Raw genomic sequence first — 17,617 nt, 5'->3', positions numbered from 1 at the left:
GAAGTTCAGTCTCCAGCTGGCGGAGGCACGGATGTAGCGTCTTGATTGGCAGTGACTGAAACGGAGCCTGCGGGGTGAATTACCATACGGTCAGATAGGCGCATGTCAATTGTTTTAAGGGGGCGATCTAGAAGCTGATAATTAGTCTGGTAGCTGTGCAGTCGGGCCAGCGCAGCAGCCTCGGCTCCCTCTGGCAGCATGAGGGTCGTGCCGTTTTGCATCAGGATGTTCCAGCGTCTCTGCCCGATGCGGATCAGGGCCAGCGTATGGCTGTTGATGTCCGGATACTGGTTCAGAAGGGAAATGATGGCATCGGCCTCCAGATTGGCACCCATTCCAACAATAAGAGGTAGCTTGCGGAAGACCGAGCTGTTGCGTGCCGTGAGTTCCTGTCGGGAAACTGTGTCACCTTTTTGGTTGATGAGGACGAAGTGACCATCCATCTGCCATATGGCAATGGGATTTTTTTCCTCAATGGTAATATTAATCGTATCGGGCAGGTGGCGTTCAACCGTTGAATATTTGACGAAGGTTAGTTCATCTATCCGCTGTCGGGCTGTTTCTACGGAGAAGCTGAAGAGGGAGTGATTCACGTCCGTGCCTAGGGCTTCCAGAATCTCACTCTCATCCGTCAGGTGCCGTCCCGTGATGATGATGTGACGGATGCGGAGTGGATCAAGGGCTGCCAGACGGACCCGCAGGCTGTCAGTGAGCCTGTGTCCTCCCAGGCTGCTCCAGGCCAGCCAGCCCGTCCCGGCCAGCAGGAGACAGACTAGGCCCAGAATGCTGAGACGCCGCATGATGATCTTCTGTCTCTGCCAGAAGAGGGACATGCTGGAAGGGCGATCTCCATAAGGGTCTATGGGTTCCTGAGGCCGTTCTCTGAAGAAGGACATGGGGTGTGTCAGCCGTTGCCGTCAGGCTGGGGCACGGGATGGAGCGACAGGGGCTGTGCCTTCCCCAGAGCGTCCATCACGAGCCAGTGGCACAGCAGGGGATAGCTCACGCCTCGGGCGGTTGCTTGTTCGGGCAGGAGGGATGTGGCTGTCATGCCCGGCTGGGTGTTGACCTCCAGAATGATCAGCGCACCGCTGCCGCCGTCATAGCGGTAATCCGTCCGGCTGGCTCCCTTGCAGCCCAGAGCCTGATGGGCCTTGCGGGCGAGGGTGAGGGCCTGGTCCGTAATTTCCGCAGGCAGAGGGGCGGGAATGATGTGGCGGGAGCCATTGGCCTGATATTTGGCGGCGAAGTCATAAAAGCCGCCGCTCTCCTGCGGGAGGATTTCTGTCACGGCGAGGGCGTCATCGCCCAGAACGGCAACGGTTAGTTCACGGCCGGGAATGAAGCGTTCGGCCAGAATCCGGGGACCGAATGTCCATGAATCGGCAATGGAACGGCGTGTCCCCGCATCATCCTCATGAAGGATATGTACGCCGACGGATGATCCTTCCGCCACGGGTTTCAGCACATAGGGGGCCGGCAACGGTGCCCTCTGTTTCAGCTCTTCCGGGGTGATGAGGCAGCCTTCCGCTACGGGCAGCCCGGCTGCCTGAAGAGCCATGCGGGTGCTGGCCTTGTTCATAGCAGTGGCGGAAGCCAGCACGCCGGAATGGGTATAGGGCAGGCCCAGCCATTCCAGAACGCCCTGAATGGCTCCGTCTTCTCCACCGGGACCGTGCAGCGCATTGAAGACGGCATCCGGCTTGCAGGCTTTCAGGGCCGAGATGGTGGCGGTGATGTCCGGTCCTGCATCAATGGCATGGACATGATGACCGGCCTCCTTCAGGGCTGCCATGACGGCCCTGCCGCTGGAGAGGCTGACGCTGCGTTCGCTGGATGTACCCCCCATCAGTACGGCGATGGAAAGAGGCGTTACGGTGGGGAGAATGTTTCTGTCTGTCATGCCCGATGTCTCATCGTCAGGAGGAAGAAGTGGAGGAAAGGGAGCGGCCCAGACGCTTGATTTCCCAGTGGAGGGTGATGCCGCTCTTGTCCAGAACACGGGCACGGACCATTTCGCCCAGTTTTTCCAGTTCCGTGCTGGTGGCGTCCCCCGTGTTGAGCATGAAGTTGCAGTGCTTCTCGCTGATCTGCGCTCCGCCGTGCCGCAGTCCCCGGCACCCGGCAGCGTCAATCAGTTCCCATGCCTTACGCCCTTCGGGATTGCGGAAGGTGGAGCCGCCCGTCCGGGCACGCAGGGGCTGGCTGGCCTCACGGCTGGCCCGCATCTCCTGCATTGTCTGCTGGATGGCGGCCGGGTCTTCCTCCCCATGCGCTTTCAGGCGGGCACGCAGGACGATGCTGCCTTCAGGCAGGGAAGTGTGGCGGTACTGCATGTTCAGTGATGCAGCAGGCAGACGCTGGAGCGTGCCCTCACGGGTCAGAATCTCCACCCAGTCGAGCAGGGTGGACATGTCCCCCCCGTAGGCTCCCGCATTCATGTAGACGGCCCCGCCAATGGAGCCGGGAATGGTGGAAAGGAAGGCAAAACCGGCCATGCCTGCCTGTGCCGCCGTCTCGGCCACGCTGCCATCCAGTGCGGCAGCTCCGGCGATCAGGCCATCACCATCGGCCTCAATGGCAGCAAAGCCGCCAGCGAGGCGGATGGTCAGCCCCGGGAGACCTCCATCCCGGATGATGACGTTGGAGCAGGCCCCAAGAACCGTCACGGGCAGGTCAGACGGGCACTGGCGCAGGGCTGAGGCAAGGTCCTCCGCATCCTGCGGGACGAACAGCCAGTCGGCAGCCCCGCCACTGCGGAACCAGCTGCGGGCGGCCAGAGGCGCCTGTGCTTTCAGCCGTCCCCGTACCTGCTGGAAAGGCGCATCAGCCGTCATGATGCGTTCCGTTCAGGCTGGTAAGCTGTTCAGGCAGGGCCTGTGCCCAGTGGGTGATGGAGCCAGCCCCCAGACAGACGACATAGTCGCCCGGCATGGCAACATCGGCAACGAGGCTGGCCAGTTCTTCCGGGGAGGCCAGAGGCAGGACATGGCGATGCCCGCGGTCCCGCAGACCTTCCACGAGCTGGTCCCGTCCGATGCCTTCAATGGGGCTTTCCCCGGCGGCATAGACATCCGCCACGATGACGGTATCGGCATCATTCATGCAGGTGCAGAAATCGTTGAACAGCGCACTGAGGCGGGAATAACGGTGCGGCTGGATGACGGCAATGACATGCTTTGCGCCAGCCTGCCGGGCGGCTTTCAGGACAGCGGCGATCTCGACAGGATGATGGCCGTAATCATCAATGATCTTCACGTCATTCCATGTACCCGTCAGGGTGAAGCGACGCTGTACGCCCCGGAAGCCCCCCAGGGCATCGGCGATGACGTGATCGGGGATTTCCATTTCCTGTGCCACGGCGATGGCCGCCACGGCATTGAGGACGTTATGATGGCCGAACATGGGCAGATGGAACGGTCCGGCCAGACGTCGGCTGCTGCTGGCCCGGTCCGTGATGGTGACGCTGAAGGTCACGCCCCGGCTGTCCGTTCCGGTGATTTCCGCCCGGACATCCGCCTGCGGGCTGAAACCATAGGTCACGACACGGTGGTCGGAGAGCTGGGGAATCATCTGCTGCACACGGGGATGGTCCACACAGAGGACGGCAAACCCGTAGAAGGGGATGTTGGAGACGAACTGCCGGTACCCGGCCTCCATGGCCTCGTCGGACCCCCAGTGGTCCAGATGTTCGGGGTCCATGTTGGTGACGACGGCAATGATGGCGGGGAGGCGGAGGAAGGAGCCATCGCTCTCATCCGCTTCCACGACCATCCAGTCACCGGACCCCATGCGGGTGTTCGTACCGTAGGCCTCGATGATACCACCATTGATGACGGTCGGGTCCAGCTTCGCCTGTTCCAGCACGCAGGCTACGAGGCTGGTGGTGGTGGTCTTGCCGTGTGTCCCCCCGATGGCCACGGCCCAGCGCAGGCGCATTAGCTCCGCCAGCATCTCCGCCCGCCGGACAACAGGGATGAGCCGGGCACGGGCGGCCATGACCTCGGGATTGTCCCGCTTCACGGCAGTGGAGATGACGACGACCCGGGCTTCCCCCAGATTGGCCTCGTCATGGCCGATATGGACATGAATGCCTGACCTGCGCAGACGCTTCACATTGGCATTTTTGGCCATGTCGGACCCCTGAACCTTGTAGCCAAGCATGTGCAGCACTTCGGCAATGCCGGACATGCCGATGCCGCCAATGCCGACAAAGTGGATCAGGCCAAGATTGAGGGGTAATGCACGCATTAGGGAGAACTCCGGCAGGGGGAAAAGGTGGGCAGGGGAATCAGGCGTCGATGGAGGCTTCGACCAGGTCGGCCAGCCTTTCGGCGGCACGGCGTTGCTGGAGGTTGCGTGCCCCCTCTGCCGCCTTGGCCAGTTCCTCGGGATGGGTGAGGAGCTGGACCAGATGCCTGCAGAGTGCCTCTGATGAGAAGTCACGCTGGCGGACCATCCAGCCACCACCGGCCCGCTCCATGGCCTGTGCATTCACGGCCTGCTCGTCGGATGCCGCAATGGGGAGGGGCACGAGGATGGACGGACGCCCGACCATCGCCAGCTCGGCAATGGAGGAGCCACCAGCCCGCCCGATGACGAGATGGGCCTTTTCCAGCTCTTCGGCCACGTTCCTGATGAAGGGTGTGACAGTGGCCCTGATGCCGACCTGCTCATAGATGCCGGAAAGGACAGGAACCATCTCTTCATGGGCTTGCTGGGTCACGTGCAGGCGGACCCGGACATGCTGGGGCAGGTTGCAGAGAGCCTGTGGCACGACAGAGCTGAAAATCTGGGCACCAAGAGACCCGCCCCAGATGAGCAGGTTGATGGGACCCTGATGGTTGTACATGTCCGGGGCCGTATAGCCGACATCGGCAAGGTCTTCGATGGCGGCACGTACGGGCATGCCTGTCTGCACGACCTTCCGGCCTTTTGGCAGGCGGGCGACCCGGGGATAGGAGGTGGCGATGGCATCGCAGAAACGGGCCAGAAGGGCGTTGGCCTGCCCGAGAATGGCATTGCCCTCATGGATGATGAAGGCAGGCTTTTTACCCAGCTTCAGGCGGCTGCCCAGCAGGGGGATGGAGGGATAGCCGCCAAACCCGACAACGGCGGCAGGCTGATATTTTTCCATGATCTGGCGGGCATTAAAAGTGCTCCGGAGCAACTGACTGAGAGCTTTGAGTTTCTCAACAGGTTTTTTGCTAGCTACGCCGCTACCCTTGAGGACAAAGCGGGGACTACCCCCAAAAACACCATCGCCTGCCCGGCTATTGCGGGCATCCGTGATGAGGACGGTCTGATGCCCACGCCGCTGAAGTTCCGCCCCGAGAGCTTCAGCGGGGAAGAAATGACCACCCGTGCCACCGGCGGCAATGATGATGGATGCGTGTTTCATTGGTGTTGATCCTTATGGAATGATCTGGTCAGGCGCGGGGCTGTTTCAGCAGAGGAAGGCGATGGAGTAAATAGGCCACTTTCCATACGATGGCGGGTCAGGGCGAGAGCCATGCCGATGGTCAGGGCCACGGAAAGGGCCGAGCTGCCCCCGTAGGAAATGAAGGGCAGTGTCATGCCCTTGGTGGGGATCAGATGCAGGGATGATCCCATGTTGACGAAGGCCTGGAGGCCGAAGCCAGTGACCAGCCCGCCTGCGGAGAGGATGACATAGGGGTTCTTCTCTTCCAGGAGGCGGTTGAGGGTGGAGAAGACCAGCACGGTAAAGACGGCAATGATGAAGAGGCACATCACGAAGCCATATTCTTCCCCCGCCACGGAAAAGACGAAGTCGGCATGGGCATCGGGAAGAAGGTCCTTCACCCGGCCTTCACCCGGCCCCCGGCCCAGCAGTCCTCCATTGCCGAAGGCCCGCATGGAGGTGTCGATCTGGTAATGGTCGCCCACATCAGGATGCAGGAAGCGTTGCACACGGGAATGGACGTGGTCGAACACCAGATAGGCCACGCCGAAGGCTCCCATTGCGGCCGTGACCAGCATGCCGAAGATGATGATGGGCAGACCGTCAATGAAAAGCTGGGTGATGAACACCATGCTGATGACGGACAGCATCCCGATATCCGGCTGGGCCTGGAGCAGGGCCGCAATGACGACATAAACCCCGCAGGCCACCAGCCGCCCCGGGAAACGCCATCCGTTGGCCAGTGTCAGGGTATGGCGGAGGCTCAGCAGCAGGCCTGTCACGACGGCAAAGCAGGGTTTGAGAAATTCCGAAGGCTGGACGGACATGAGCGGCAGGGCAATCCAGCGTCTGGCCCCCTTGATCTCCATGCCGTGGACAAGGGTCAGGAAGGTTGCCCCGAGGGCGACGACACCGCCCATGACGGCGATACGCCCGATCATGCGGGGGCTGAGGCGGGATGTCACGATGACGACCGAGCCGGCAAGAGCCAGAAAGACCACCTGTTTGAGAATGAACATGTTCCGGGAGGCCCCGATGCGGTGCGCCACGGCAGGGCTGGCCGCCAGCATGAGGATATAGCCCAGCGCAATGAGGATGCCCACGCAGCTCAGGCTGACACGGTCAAGGCTGCGCCACCACTGGGCCTTCTGGGAACTGTTGGAGCGGTCGGCAAGGGCCATCAGCGGGGTTCCTTTTTCGCACAGAGGCTGCGGGCCAGTGCCGCAAATTCCGTGCCCCGTTCCTCGAAGTTGCGGAACTGGTCAAAACTTGCACAGGCCGGGGAGAGCAGGATGGGCAGGGCCTCCTGCGTCCGGGCGAAAGTCCAGGCCGACCGGGTGGCCTGCTCCAGCGTGCCGCTGATCTCGAAGGGAACGCCGTGCGCTTTCAGCGTGTCGGCTAGCAGTAGCGCATCCTGCCCGATGAGGAAGGCACGACGTACATGGCTGAAGAGGGGGGCAAGGCTGGCTATGCCGCCTTCCTTGGCCATCCCTCCAGCAATCCACAGGCTTCTGGGGAAGGCTCGCAGCGCATGGAAACTGGCTTCCGCATTGGTGGCCTTGCTGTCATTGATGAAACTGATTCCATCAGCCTGCGCCACGAGCTGGAGGCGGTGATCCAGCCCGGTAAAACTCCTGATCCCCCGGGCAATCTGGTCTTCTGACAGGCCCAGATGGCGGGCGATGGCCCGGCAGGTCTCGATATTCTGGGCATTATGCTGCCCTGGCAGGAAAGGGGCGTCTGCCTTTGGCACGGCCTGTGTTATGGCGAGTGTCTGGACGGTGACACCTCGTGCTGCCAGACTCTGGCGCAGGGCCTCCGCCCATGAGGCGTCTTCACCCAGAATGGCAAGATCACCTGTGGTCATGTTGTCGAAAACATGTGCCTTGGCGTCCAGATAACCCTGCATGGAGCCATGTCGGTCCAGATGGTCCGGTGTCAGGTTCAGCAGGACGGCGGTGCAGGCATGATAGTCTTTCAGCCGTTCCAGCATGTAGGACGACATTTCGATGACATAGACGCCATCACTCCCCAGGGCGGGCAGGGCGAGGGAGGCCGTGCCGAAATTGCCTCCGCAGCAGGCCGGAATTCCTGCCTGTGTGAGGATATGGGTCAGCAGGGCCGTGGTGGTGGATTTGCCGTTGGTTCCCGTGATGGAGACAAACCGTGCCTCTGACCCTGCCCTGCGGACAATTTGCCAGAGCAGTTCGGCATCCGAGAGGATGGGCACATGCTGTTCCTGTGCCAGAAGGGCCGCAGGATGTGGCTTGGGCAGGTGATGGGGGATGCCCGGTGACAGGATCAGGGCCTCCATGCCTGTCAGGTCTGTGAGGGGGGCCAGTGTCAGGCGGGGATGTGAGGCGAGGTGAGCGGGAAGCTCCGGCCTGCTGTCATCCCATGCCTGAACGGCTGCTCCCATATCCAGCAGGGCCTGTACGACGGCGGCTCCATTACGGCCGAGACCGCAGACGGCATAATGCCGGTCCGCCAGCAGCGTGGCAGGCCATGTCGGGGAAGAGGATGAAGCCGTCATCAGCGCAGTTTCAGTGTGGCCAGACCACACAGCCCCAGAATGATGGCGACGATCCAGAAGCGGACGACAATTTTCGGCTCCTGCCAGCCCATCTTTTCAAAATGGTGATGCAGGGGCGCCATGAGGAAGATGCGCTTCCCCGTCCGGCGGAACCAGAAAACCTGAATGATGACGGAGATGGTTTCCACCACGAACAGTCCGCCGACAAGGCAGAGGACCAGCTCATGCTTCACGGCCACGGCCACGGCACCGAGGGCACCGCCCAGTGCCAGAGACCCGGTATCCCCCATGAAGACTTCCGCCGGAGGCGCATTGAACCAGAGAAAGCCCAGCCCGGCTCCGATCAGGGCGGCACAGAAGATGCTCAGCTCCCCGGTACCGGGGACATGGTGGAGCTGGAGATAATCCGCAAACACATGGTTGCCGACCAGATAGGCGATCAGGGCAAAGACGAGGGCGGCAATGATGGAGGGAACCGTGGCCAGGCCATCAAGCCCGTCTGTCAGGTTCACGGCATTGCCGAAGCCCGTAATTGTCATCATGGCGAACAGTGGGAAAACATAGCCGAGATGGAGGACGAAGGTCTTGGCAAAGGGGAAGGCCACGGCATTGCGCAGATCAGGCGGTGTCATGGCTTCCATGGCGATCCCGGCGAGGCAGGAGACTAGGAATTCTCCGCCCAGACGGAGTTTCTTGGAGACCCCTCTGCTATTGCCCTTGGCCAGCTTCAGGTAATCATCCGCAAAGCCGATGGCCCCGAAGCCCAGCGTTGTCAGCAGTACGGCCCAGACGAACCCGTCATACAGGTCTGCCCAGAGGAGAGTGGACAGGGTCAGGGAAAACAGGATGAGGCCGCCGCCCATGGTGGGGGTACCGGCCTTTTCCAGTATGTGCCGTTCCGGCCCGAGGGCACGGATGGGCTGCCCCTGCCGCTGGATGCGCTTGAGCTGGGCAATGAAGGGCTTGCCGAGCAGCAGGGAGATCACCAGTGCCGTCAGGCAGGCGCATCCGGCCCGGAAGGTCATGTAATGCAGCAGATTGAGCAGGCCGCCGTGGGAGGAAGAAGGTGCAGCAAGAAGGTTGAAGAGCATCAGGCGGACTCTGGGGCGTGGGGTGTTGTGGTTACAGGCTGCTCCAGCAGAGCAATGAGGGCACGCATGTTACTGCCCAGGCTGCCTTTCACGAGCAGGGCATCCCCGTCTTTCAGTGCGGGATGCAGCAGGGAGGCAAGCTGGACTGACGTTTCAGCATAGCCCCCCTGTAGGGAAGGAGGAAGGGCTTCGTAAAGGGATTTCATATGCGGGCCGCAACAGAATGTTAGAATGTCATGCTTTATTAACGGCCCGGCCAGGGCACGGTGTTCGGCCTCGGCGAAGGCACCCAGTTCCCTGATGTCCCCCAGAGCGGCGACGTGACGTTCTGCGGGCATGAGGGCCAGTGTTTCAATGGCGGCGCAGATGCTGGGGCCGGAGGCATTGTAGCTCTCATCCAGCAGGGTGACGTTGCCGGGCAGCAGGCGTTGCTGACCCCGCCCCGCCTCGGGCAGGAAATGGCGCAGGGCCTCGGCTCCAGCCGCTGGTGACAGGCCCAGTGCGGCAATGGTGCCCAGAGCCAGCGCAGCGTTGCGGGCCAGATGGGGGCCGGGGGCGGTCAGCTCCATATCGGTTTCACCCTGTGGCGTGAGCAGATGGAGATGGCTGCCTTCTGCCGTGCAGGTGAGGTCTGTCAGTTGGATGGTGGCTTTTTCCGTCGTGCCGACCTGCCAGAGGGATACGCCAGCAGGCAGGGCCTCTTTCAGGCGGGCAAGGCCCTGTGAAGCTTCCGGGCAGAGAGCGATGCCGGAGGCAGGCAGGGCCGCGAACAGGGCGGCTTTTTCCTCTGCAATGGCGTCGATGCTGCCCATATGGCCCAGATGGGCGTTACCGATGGTGGAAATGATGCCAATGTGGGGACGTATCTGGGCGGCCAGTGGCGCAATTTCCCCGGGATGGTTCATGCCCACTTCGCTGATGCAGAAGTCGGCCTCTTTCGGCAGACGGGCGAGGGTCAGCGGCACGCCCCAGTGATTGTTGAAGGACGCCACGGAAGCATGGACCTTGCCATAAGCCGCAAGGGCCGTGGCCAGCATGTTCTTGGTGGTTGTTTTTCCCACGCTTCCCGTGATGGCGATGACCTTACCCTGGAATTGTGACCGCCGGTAACGCCCCAGATCTTCCAGTGCCTGCATGGTGTCAGTGACCTTCAGCAGGCGGGGATCATCTGTCAGACCGGCTTCGGCAATGGCGGCTTCATCGTGGGCCATCACGCAGCTGGCTCCGGCTTCCAGTGCCTGTTTCAGATAGCGGTGACCGTCCGAATTATGACCGATCAGGGCAATGAAGAGATCGCCGGGCTGCAAGGTTCGTGTGTCGATGCAGACGCCACGCACCTGCACAGCACCGGAAAGCTCTCCCCGTGTGGCCTCACGGAGTTTCGTGCTGGTCCAGAGGACAGGACTGGTGGGCATCAGGCAAGCTCCTTTGCGAGGGTGGCAGTAATGAGGCGGTCATCGAAGGGATGCGTTTCTCCCTTGATGATCTGGCCCGTTTCATGGCCTTTCCCGGCGATGAGGAGAACGTCGCCTTCTTTCAGTCCGGCAAGAGCGGTCTGAATGGCTTGTCTACGGTCGCCGATTTCTTTTGCCTGCGGAGCCGTGGCAAGGATTTCGGCCCGGATGGAAGCGGGGTCTTCACTGCGGGGGTTGTCATCGGTGACGATGACTTCATCGGCGAGGTGGGCGGCAATCTGCCCCATGAGGGGGCGTTTGCCCCTGTCACGGTCTCCCCCGGCACCGAAGACGACAACCAGCCTGCCGCTGGCATGAGGGCGCAGGCTGAGCAGGACATGTTCCAGAGCATCCGGTGTGTGGGCGTAATCCACATAGGCGCAGGCTCCGTTCGGCAGATGGGCGACCGGTTCGCAGCGGCCCGGCACGCCTTTCAGGTGCGGCAGCAGGGCTATGACCGATTCAGCGTCCCTGTCATCATCCCAGCAGAGGGCCGCTGCCAGCAGGGCATTCTCCGCTTGGAACCGGCCCGGAAGCGGAAAATGGAGGGGGGGCAGTGTGCGGCCATGCAGCTGGAGTGTCAGGTCCAGACCCTGCGGGGTAGGGGTCGCGTCAAGAATACGGATGGTGTCGCCTGTCGTGCCGACTGTGCGGAGGTCCAGTTTCCGGCGGGTGGCAATCTCACGGAGTGTCCTGAAGCTTTCGGCATCCATGTCGGTGTTGATGACGGCCCGGCCTCCTTCAGGCAGCAGCTTTTCAAACAGGTGCAGCTTGGCCTGCCGGTAGGCTTCCAGCGTGTGGTGATAGTCCAGATGGTCCCGTGTGAGGTTGGAGAATGCTGCTGCCGTGATGGCGACACCATCCAGCCGGTGCTGCTGAAGTCCGTGTGATGAGGCTTCCAGCGCAACATGATTGACACCATGTTTCCTGAGGGCAGCAAGCGTATCGGCGAGGGTGACGGCATCCGGTGTGGTCAGGGACGGCAGAGGCGGCAGGTTCACATCACTGATGAGGCCCAGAGTGCCGAGGCTAGCGGCTTTTTCATGGCGGAGCTGGTGAAGCTGGCGGAGGAAGTCTGCCGTGCTGCTCTTGCCATTCGTGCCGGTAATGGCGGCGACGTGCTCCGGCTGTGGGCCAGCCAGAAGGGCTGCCGAGCGGGCAAGGAAACGGGCCGGGTCAGGCAGGGTGATGATGGGGGCCGTATGGCCGTTCTCGCTCTGTTCGGTGGGGTACTGTTCGTCTGGTGTGTCGGCCAGCACGATGGCAGCCGCTCCCTGGGCGATGGCCAGAGGAATGAAATGGCGTCCATCCTGCTTTGTGCCTTTCAGGGCCACGAAAAGACAGCCTGCGTCCGCTTTCCGGCTGTCTGCCGTGATGCTGGAAATGTCCGGGTCTCTGATGAGGTGACGGGAAAGACCATGATGATCGAGCAGGGAGGAGAGTTTCATGGTGGATGCCTTCATGATGGGGCAGTAACGGAATGCGGGTTCAGTGCGTGTGATGGGCACCATGTCTGGCTGCCAGACGGTTGACCGTGACGGCTCCCGGGTCATTGCCGGGACCGAGCGGGTGACGGACACCGGGTGGAACGGATGGCGTCAGCGGCAGGGCAAGCTGGTCGTCAAGCTGCTGTGCCCTGGCCGCATCCAGGGGGAAGAGGCCCAGCATGGGGGCCGTGCGTGTCACGATTCTGGAAAATGTCGGGGCGGCGATCCATCCGGCCGTGGTCCAGCCATGTGTCTCTGCCGTTCCCTGTGGGGCATCCAGCATGACATAGAGGGCGTATTTGGGATCATTCATGGGGAACATGCCCGTAAAGGCCGTGATGTTGACATGTTTCAGATACCCGCCATGCGCACCGATCTTCTCAGCCGTACCGGTTTTCCCGCCAACAAGATAGCCGGGGCTTTCGGCTTTCTTCCCAATTCCCTTGGTGACGACGAGCCGTAGGATGCGCCGCAGCAGGTTTGAATTCTCGGTCGAGATGAGGTGTGGGCCTTTCTGGTCTTCTGCCATGACGACATCATCATTGAGATGTTCACGGGCAAGGAGGGTGGGGGTGACGAGATATCCCCCGTTCCCGGTACAGGCTGTCCCCCGGACAATGGCGAGGGGTGATTCCGCCACACCATGCCCGAAGCCGACGGTCATGACGGTGGTTTCGCCCCAGTTTTTGATGGACGGAACCAGAGGCCGTCCCGCTTCGGGAAGCTCGACGGGGACACGGTCTAGAAAGCCCATGTTTTTCAGCCAGTCATGCTGGCGTTCCCGGCCGACATCCAGCGCGATATGGGCCGAGGCCGGGTTGGAGGAATAGGCCATGACGGACGGCAGGGCCAGCCACGGGGCGAAATGGTCCGTCTTGAGGTCGGAGATCGTGAAACGGCCGACATGGATGGGCGTGGTGGAAAACTGGTCCCAGGGATGGGCCACTTTCAGCTGGAGGGCCATGGCTGCCGTCTGGAGCTTGAAGGTGGAGCCAGGCTCATACATGCCCGTCACGGCCCGGTTGAAGCGGGCATCATCAGCGGCATGGGCGAAATTGTTGGCGTCATAGTCAGGTAGGCTGACCATGGCCAGAATTTCCCCGGTATGGACATCCATCAGGATGGCGGAGGCCCCGATGGCCCGGAAGAGGTTCTTGGCCTCGTTGAGTTCGTCTCGCACGGCGGCCTGCACGCGGGCATCAATGGAGAGGCGGAGTGGGGTGTGATCCTGCATGAGACGCTGGTTGAAGAATTTCTCCACACCGGCGATGCCCTTGTTGTCAATATCCACGCTGCCCAGTATCTGGGCGGCCACATTGCCCAGCGGATAGTGCCGCTGTTCTCCATTTTCAAAATAGAGGCCGGGAATGCCCAGATTGTTGATAGCCAGTTCGTCAACTGGTGCGATGTTGCGGGCGAGATAGACGAACTGCTTTTTTTGTTTCAGCCGACGGACGGTCTCTGCCACGTTGAGGGTCGGCAGGATCGTACGGAGTTTCTTTGCGACATCCTCAGGCTCGATGATTTCCATGGGATTGGCATAAACCTGCACGACTGGCAGGGAGAGGGCCAGAGGCTGCCCGTTGCGGTCCATGATGCTGGCCCGCCGGATGTTGGGGAGCACAAACCCGTTGCCTGCCATGGCCCTGGGGTCAGGATGCGGGATTTCCGGAATGGAACTGCCGATCTGGTTGGGCAGGGGGGCCATGGGGGCTAGTATGGTGGCAAAAAGGGCCTTGATGGCCACGCCGCCATAGAGGAACAGGAAACCCATTCCCAGATAGACAAGCCTGTTGCGGCTTTTTTCCAGCCAGCTGAGGGGATTTTCCTTGCGGTCGTCCCACCAGGCCCTGAGGCGTTCCAGCGGATATGCCAGGAAAAAACGCCGTTTTTCTGTCCCGTTCTTCTGTTCAGGCTGTGGTCGGCTGGTCTTGCGGGACGGTCTGAAAGCCATGGGGCGAGGGGCTCGGCAGGAGTGATGAATGGAAAAAAGGGCGAAGTCCGCCCGTGGTTCAGTCCGTCAGGGGAACAGGCGGGGGAAGAGGGGCTGGCTCATCCGTAGGTGCCGAGAGCGTATGGATGCCACTCATATGGCCATGTTTTGCAGAGGGATGTGCCGGATGCCATGCCACATCTTCCGCCGGGTCATTATGGGCGTGAGCGGAAGCAGAGCGGATCTTCCGGTGGACAGGGTTCGCCACGGCATCTGTATCATGACCATGATGCAGGGAAGGTGTATTGCTGCCCTGTTCGCTCAGGAGAGCCAGACTCTGTTCCAGCTTCCGGTCCGCCTCGCCATCGCTGTCGCCATGAGGCCGGGGACGGGCAGGCCTGTGCTCTGCATTGGCCACGACATCATGCGCCAGATGACTGGCAGGCGCAGGAGATGCAGCCTGCTGATGGGCTGTCGCCGTCAGGGCGGCCAGCTCCTTCTGTGCCTGCCCCCGTTTCGGAGACATGGGGATGATGCGGTGGTCGATGGCTGGCAGCCGCTTCTGAAGGTCCGTCAGCTGGACGAACTGTGTGGGGTCCACCTGTTTCATCTCCGGCAGCACACGCTGTGCCAGCGCACTGAGCCGGTCCGGCTGGTTGAGGAGTGCCCACTGGGTACGCAGGATGGCCGTCTGCTGCTGGACACGGCGCGTGTCCTCAACAGTCTTCCTTATGTTCTGGTTCAGGACGAGAGTTTCGTGCTTCTTCGTGTAGAGAAAGAGACCGGAACCAGCCGCCATGGCAGCACAGAAGAGAGTGACAAAACGGATCATGAGGAAGCTCCATGGGCGGGAAGGCGTCTCAGGGCACGCAGACGGGCACTGCGGGAGCGGGGATTGAGCTGAAGTTCTTTTTCGGCAGGCGTGCGGGGGCGTGTGTGGAGAAGAGCGAACTCCGGGGCTTCCGACTGCTGCATGGAAAGAGGCGTATGACGGGATGGCCCTGCCATGCGGCCTGCAAGCCGTGCAAGGGCACGTTTCGTCATGCGGTCTTCCAGCGAATGGAAGGTCACGATGCAGAACACCCCACCAGGAGCCAGAAGATCAGGGGCGGCTCCGAGCGTGCGCTCCAGCTCGCCAAGCTCATTATTCACGGCGATGCGGATGGCCTGAAAACTCCGGGTGGCCGGGTCGAAATTGGGTCGCTCCTTGGGGACGGCCCTGCGGATGATTTCAGCAAGCTGCCCGGTGGTCTGGATGGGGCCGCTCTGACGGGCATCGACGATGGCCCGTGCGACACGGCGGGAGCGGCGTTCCTCTCCATAATGATACAGGATGTCGGCCAGAGCCTCTTCCTTTTCGCCATTGACGATATCAGCGGCACTCAGCCCGTCGGTGCTCATGCGCATGTCCAGCGGACCATCATGACGGAAGGAAAAACCCCGTTTTTCCTGATCAAGCTGGAAGGACGACACGCCAAGGTCCAGCACGATGCCGTCGAAGGGGCCGAGATGCCCGACCAGCTCTTTCATGGCACTGAAGGTGCCCTGATGCAGGTGCAGGCGTCCTTCGGAAGCAGCGACGAGGGGCTGGCCACGCCTGATGGCGTCGGGATCACGGTCGATGGCATGGACCGTGCAGGGGGCAGAGCGGAGCAGGGCACGGCTGTACCCGCCACCACCAAAGGTGCCGTCCAGATACACGCCACCGGCTTTCGGGTTCAGCGTTTCCAGCACTTCCGGCAGCATGACGGGAAAATGGCCTTCCTGCTGCACTTCTTCAGCGATCTGATAGGCGTTGTTCATGATGCCGTGGCCTCCCGAGGGGTGGACTGCTTGCGGCGGCCAAGGTCTCTTGTGCGGCTGCGCGCCTGTTTTCTGCGTTCTTCGACGAGGGCGGGGTTCCATATCTGGAAGACACAGCCCAGCCCCATGAAGCTGACATCATCCTCCAGCCCGGCATGGTCTTTCAGGTTTCTGGGCAGGCTGACCCGCCCCTCCCTGTCGCAGTCCAGCGGATAGGCGTCAGCGTAAAGGCTTGTGGCCAGATCGTCATGATCTTCGGAGAAAGGATCATACTCATCCAGGGCACCTGAGAAGGTGAAAAAAGCCGAGGCTGACCAGCCTTCAAGGCAATCATGCAGATGGGAAGGCCTGATGATCATGAGAGGCTCCCCGGGGCGTGCCTGATCCTTCAGAACGGCCCGGAAGGGAGACGGAATGGACATGCGCCCTTTGGCATCAATCCGGCTGGCATGGGTTCCGAGAAACATGGTCATGATCTGAAAAGTCCCTCCCCCTATGCCTGAATGATGAAAGCTGATGGTGTACCCCTGCTGTGGGATTTCATGGGGTATCATGGGATTTTGTGGGACGTCAAAGTTTTATTGCGGAAAATGATGTGAAGGGATACTTTTTGAGAAATGGTCTATGCTAGGAGTTATCAACTTCATTTTTACGCATATAGAAATATATTGGTGTATTTATTGAAGTATAGGAAATATTTTTAAATAATAATATGTTGAGTATTGGAAAGTATATTATTTTACGCGGTAAAAATTATATGTAGTATAAATTAAAGATTTTTCTATATGTGAAAGGATTATACTTTCAACTTATATGCGGAAGGCTGAATTTTCCATTATAGAATATTTATGATGAGACTGTATTATTTTCTTTAAAATGACATAATCGGGACCAGATGGTCTGTAAGCCGGGTTCTGTCCTGCCTCCTCTGCAGGAGGCGGGGCGATCATTCCTCTGGGATGTATTTTGCAATACACCTCACGCAACCAACCCGAATGACAGGGCAGGACCCCTCAGCCATGTCTGGCTTGTCATTCCTATTCGGTCTTGCTCCCGGTGGGGTTTACCATGACCGCCGCTGTTGCCAGCCGCGCGGTGCGCTCTTACCGCACCGTTTCACCCTTATCCGCATCATCTCCCATGACGGGAGACAGCAGGCGGACGGTATTGTTTCTGTGGCACTGTCCCTGGGGTCACCCCCGCCGGCCGTTAGCCGGCACCGTCTTCCTGTGGAGCCCGGACTTTCCTCCATGTTCCGTAAGAAACACGGCGATCGCCCGACCATCTGGCTGAGGGTGCTTATGCCTGCCCGTCAGGGGTCGGTCAAGCGGGGGATGGGTGGGGGCGTGCCTCAGGGGGTGAGGGGGTGGTACATGTCGGGTGAGCCTGCATCCGTCATGATGCTCTGGCCTGCACGATCCACCCGGACATGAAAGAGCAGTTCTGCTGAAGGCTTGTCACCGGGGCAGCCATTCCCATGCCGTCCCAGCACGTCAATCGTGGGCGTGTTCACGCTGCCGTCGCCATTGACGACCATGACCAGGCACCGTCTGGGGAGAGGGGTCAGTCCCTTATGGGTGATGACGGTCCGTAGATGTTCCACGAGGGCGGTGTTGTCAAACCAGCTCAGCTTGCTGAAGGTGAACTGGTCGTAGAGGCTGTCCAGCACGCCTGTCCTGACGAAAAGGAACATGAGCAGGAAGGCGGGCACCACGATGATGAGACGACGAATGATGTGCTGTTTCAGGGAACGGGGGGGGCTTGGACGGCGGCGGCCCAGCCGGGGTGGGGTGGAGGGTTCGGTCATGACGGGTCTGCCCTGGAAGGAATGAGGAATGACGGAGAGGTGACAAGGCAGAACCGCCCTGCTGGAAGGAGCAGGGCGGTTCGCAGA

General features: G+C 60.8%; 15 protein-coding genes and 1 other RNA gene. All 16 read right to left on the bottom strand.

All coding sequences use genetic code 11. The features are described from left to right. Positions 1-5: 5 nt before the first annotated feature. Positions 6-896 carry a cell division protein FtsQ/DivIB gene (locus NQF87_RS03140; RefSeq protein ID WP_266126947.1) on the bottom strand — a complete coding sequence of 297 codons (891 nt, stop codon included), beginning with the start codon at positions 894-896 and terminating at the stop codon, positions 6-8. A gap of 8 nt (positions 897-904) precedes the next feature. Next, positions 905-1,903, bottom strand: a complete 999-nt coding sequence (locus NQF87_RS03135; protein ID WP_266126946.1) for a D-alanine--D-alanine ligase — start codon at positions 1,901-1,903, stop codon at positions 905-907. Positions 1,904-1,919: 16 nt separating this feature from the next. Next, complete coding sequence (murB, locus tag NQF87_RS03130) at positions 1,920-2,837, bottom strand: UDP-N-acetylmuramate dehydrogenase (RefSeq protein ID WP_266126945.1); 918 nt, start codon at positions 2,835-2,837, stop codon at positions 1,920-1,922. Further along, complete coding sequence (murC, locus tag NQF87_RS03125; RefSeq protein WP_266126944.1) at positions 2,827-4,251, bottom strand: UDP-N-acetylmuramate--L-alanine ligase; 1,425 nt, start codon at positions 4,249-4,251, stop codon at positions 2,827-2,829. Before murC ends, murB begins: the two co-directional genes overlap by 11 nt. Before the next feature lie 40 nt (positions 4,252-4,291). Then, positions 4,292-5,401, bottom strand: coding sequence for an undecaprenyldiphospho-muramoylpentapeptide beta-N-acetylglucosaminyltransferase (murG, locus tag NQF87_RS03120; protein WP_266126943.1), 1,110 nt, complete (start codon positions 5,399-5,401; stop codon positions 4,292-4,294). Further along, positions 5,398-6,603, bottom strand: a complete 1,206-nt coding sequence (locus NQF87_RS03115; protein WP_266126942.1) for an FtsW/RodA/SpoVE family cell cycle protein — start codon at positions 6,601-6,603, stop codon at positions 5,398-5,400. The genes murG and NQF87_RS03115 overlap by 4 nt, the downstream gene beginning before the upstream one ends. Further along, complete coding sequence (gene murD, locus NQF87_RS03110) at positions 6,603-7,955, bottom strand: UDP-N-acetylmuramoyl-L-alanine--D-glutamate ligase (RefSeq protein WP_266126941.1); 1,353 nt, start codon at positions 7,953-7,955, stop codon at positions 6,603-6,605. The genes NQF87_RS03115 and murD overlap by 1 nt, the downstream gene beginning before the upstream one ends. Continuing rightward, complete coding sequence (gene mraY / locus NQF87_RS03105; protein WP_266126940.1) at positions 7,955-9,046, bottom strand: phospho-N-acetylmuramoyl-pentapeptide-transferase; 1,092 nt, start codon at positions 9,044-9,046, stop codon at positions 7,955-7,957. The genes murD and mraY overlap by 1 nt, the downstream gene beginning before the upstream one ends. Beyond that, positions 9,046-10,461, bottom strand: a complete 1,416-nt coding sequence (locus NQF87_RS03100; RefSeq protein ID WP_266126939.1) for a UDP-N-acetylmuramoyl-tripeptide--D-alanyl-D-alanine ligase — start codon at positions 10,459-10,461, stop codon at positions 9,046-9,048. The genes mraY and NQF87_RS03100 overlap by 1 nt, the downstream gene beginning before the upstream one ends. Then, the gene (locus NQF87_RS03095; protein ID WP_266127042.1) at positions 10,461-11,948 is read right to left on the bottom strand and encodes a UDP-N-acetylmuramoyl-L-alanyl-D-glutamate--2,6-diaminopimelate ligase; all 1,488 of its coding nucleotides are present in this window, start codon (positions 11,946-11,948) and stop codon (positions 10,461-10,463) included. The genes NQF87_RS03100 and NQF87_RS03095 overlap by 1 nt, the downstream gene beginning before the upstream one ends. A gap of 40 nt (positions 11,949-11,988) precedes the next feature. Beyond that, positions 11,989-13,761 carry a peptidoglycan D,D-transpeptidase FtsI family protein gene (locus tag NQF87_RS03090; RefSeq protein ID WP_266127041.1) on the bottom strand — a complete coding sequence of 591 codons (1,773 nt, stop codon included), beginning with the start codon at positions 13,759-13,761 and terminating at the stop codon, positions 11,989-11,991. 238 nt (positions 13,762-13,999) lie between these two features. Then, on the bottom strand, positions 14,000-14,752 hold the full coding sequence (gene ftsL / locus NQF87_RS03085) for a cell division protein FtsL (RefSeq protein ID WP_266126938.1): 753 nt from the start codon (positions 14,750-14,752) through the stop codon (positions 14,000-14,002). Then, positions 14,749-15,723 (bottom strand): 16S rRNA (cytosine(1402)-N(4))-methyltransferase RsmH, encoded by a 975-nt coding sequence (gene rsmH / locus NQF87_RS03080; protein WP_266126937.1) that lies wholly within the window; start codon positions 15,721-15,723, stop codon positions 14,749-14,751. Before rsmH ends, ftsL begins: the two co-directional genes overlap by 4 nt. Continuing rightward, on the bottom strand, positions 15,720-16,196 hold the full coding sequence (mraZ, locus tag NQF87_RS03075; protein ID WP_266126936.1) for a division/cell wall cluster transcriptional repressor MraZ: 477 nt from the start codon (positions 16,194-16,196) through the stop codon (positions 15,720-15,722). Before mraZ ends, rsmH begins: the two co-directional genes overlap by 4 nt. Positions 16,197-16,610: 414 nt before the next feature. Continuing rightward, positions 16,611-17,012: RNase P RNA component class A (gene rnpB, locus NQF87_RS03070), an RNA gene on the bottom strand. 62 nt (positions 17,013-17,074) lie between these two features. After that, positions 17,075-17,530 carry a hypothetical protein gene (locus tag NQF87_RS03065; RefSeq protein WP_266126935.1) on the bottom strand — a complete coding sequence of 152 codons (456 nt, stop codon included), beginning with the start codon at positions 17,528-17,530 and terminating at the stop codon, positions 17,075-17,077. Positions 17,531-17,617 lie beyond the last annotated feature (87 nt).

This window comes from Bombella dulcis (assembly GCF_026385505.1).
Taxonomy (GTDB): Bacteria; Pseudomonadota; Alphaproteobacteria; order Acetobacterales; family Acetobacteraceae; genus Bombella; species Bombella dulcis.
This window is presented reverse-complemented; position numbering and strand designations above follow the sequence as displayed.

Coding starts and splice junctions, on each gene's coding strand:
- NQF87_RS03065 (WP_266126935.1), bottom strand. CDS start 17,530: ATGACCGAACCCTCCACCCCACCCCGGCTGGGCCGCCGCCGTCCAAGC.
- NQF87_RS03140 (WP_266126947.1), bottom strand. CDS start 896: ATGTCCTTCTTCAGAGAACGGCCTCAGGAACCCATAGACCCTTATGGA.
- NQF87_RS03095 (WP_266127042.1), bottom strand. CDS start 11,948: ATGAAACTCTCCTCCCTGCTCGATCATCATGGTCTTTCCCGTCACCTC.
- ftsL (WP_266126938.1), bottom strand. CDS start 14,752: ATGATCCGTTTTGTCACTCTCTTCTGTGCTGCCATGGCGGCTGGTTCC.
- mraZ (WP_266126936.1), bottom strand. CDS start 16,196: ATGACCATGTTTCTCGGAACCCATGCCAGCCGGATTGATGCCAAAGGG.
- mraY (WP_266126940.1), bottom strand. CDS start 9,046: ATGCTCTTCAACCTTCTTGCTGCACCTTCTTCCTCCCACGGCGGCCTG.
- murB (WP_266126945.1), bottom strand. CDS start 2,837: ATGACGGCTGATGCGCCTTTCCAGCAGGTACGGGGACGGCTGAAAGCA.
- NQF87_RS03135 (WP_266126946.1), bottom strand. CDS start 1,903: ATGACAGACAGAAACATTCTCCCCACCGTAACGCCTCTTTCCATCGCC.
- NQF87_RS03100 (WP_266126939.1), bottom strand. CDS start 10,461: ATGCCCACCAGTCCTGTCCTCTGGACCAGCACGAAACTCCGTGAGGCC.
- murD (WP_266126941.1), bottom strand. CDS start 7,955: ATGACGGCTTCATCCTCTTCCCCGACATGGCCTGCCACGCTGCTGGCG.
- rsmH (WP_266126937.1), bottom strand. CDS start 15,723: ATGAACAACGCCTATCAGATCGCTGAAGAAGTGCAGCAGGAAGGCCAT.
- NQF87_RS03115 (WP_266126942.1), bottom strand. CDS start 6,603: ATGGCCCTTGCCGACCGCTCCAACAGTTCCCAGAAGGCCCAGTGGTGG.
- murG (WP_266126943.1), bottom strand. CDS start 5,401: ATGAAACACGCATCCATCATCATTGCCGCCGGTGGCACGGGTGGTCAT.
- murC (WP_266126944.1), bottom strand. CDS start 4,251: ATGCGTGCATTACCCCTCAATCTTGGCCTGATCCACTTTGTCGGCATT.
- NQF87_RS03090 (WP_266127041.1), bottom strand. CDS start 13,761: ATGGGTTTCCTGTTCCTCTATGGCGGCGTGGCCATCAAGGCCCTTTTT.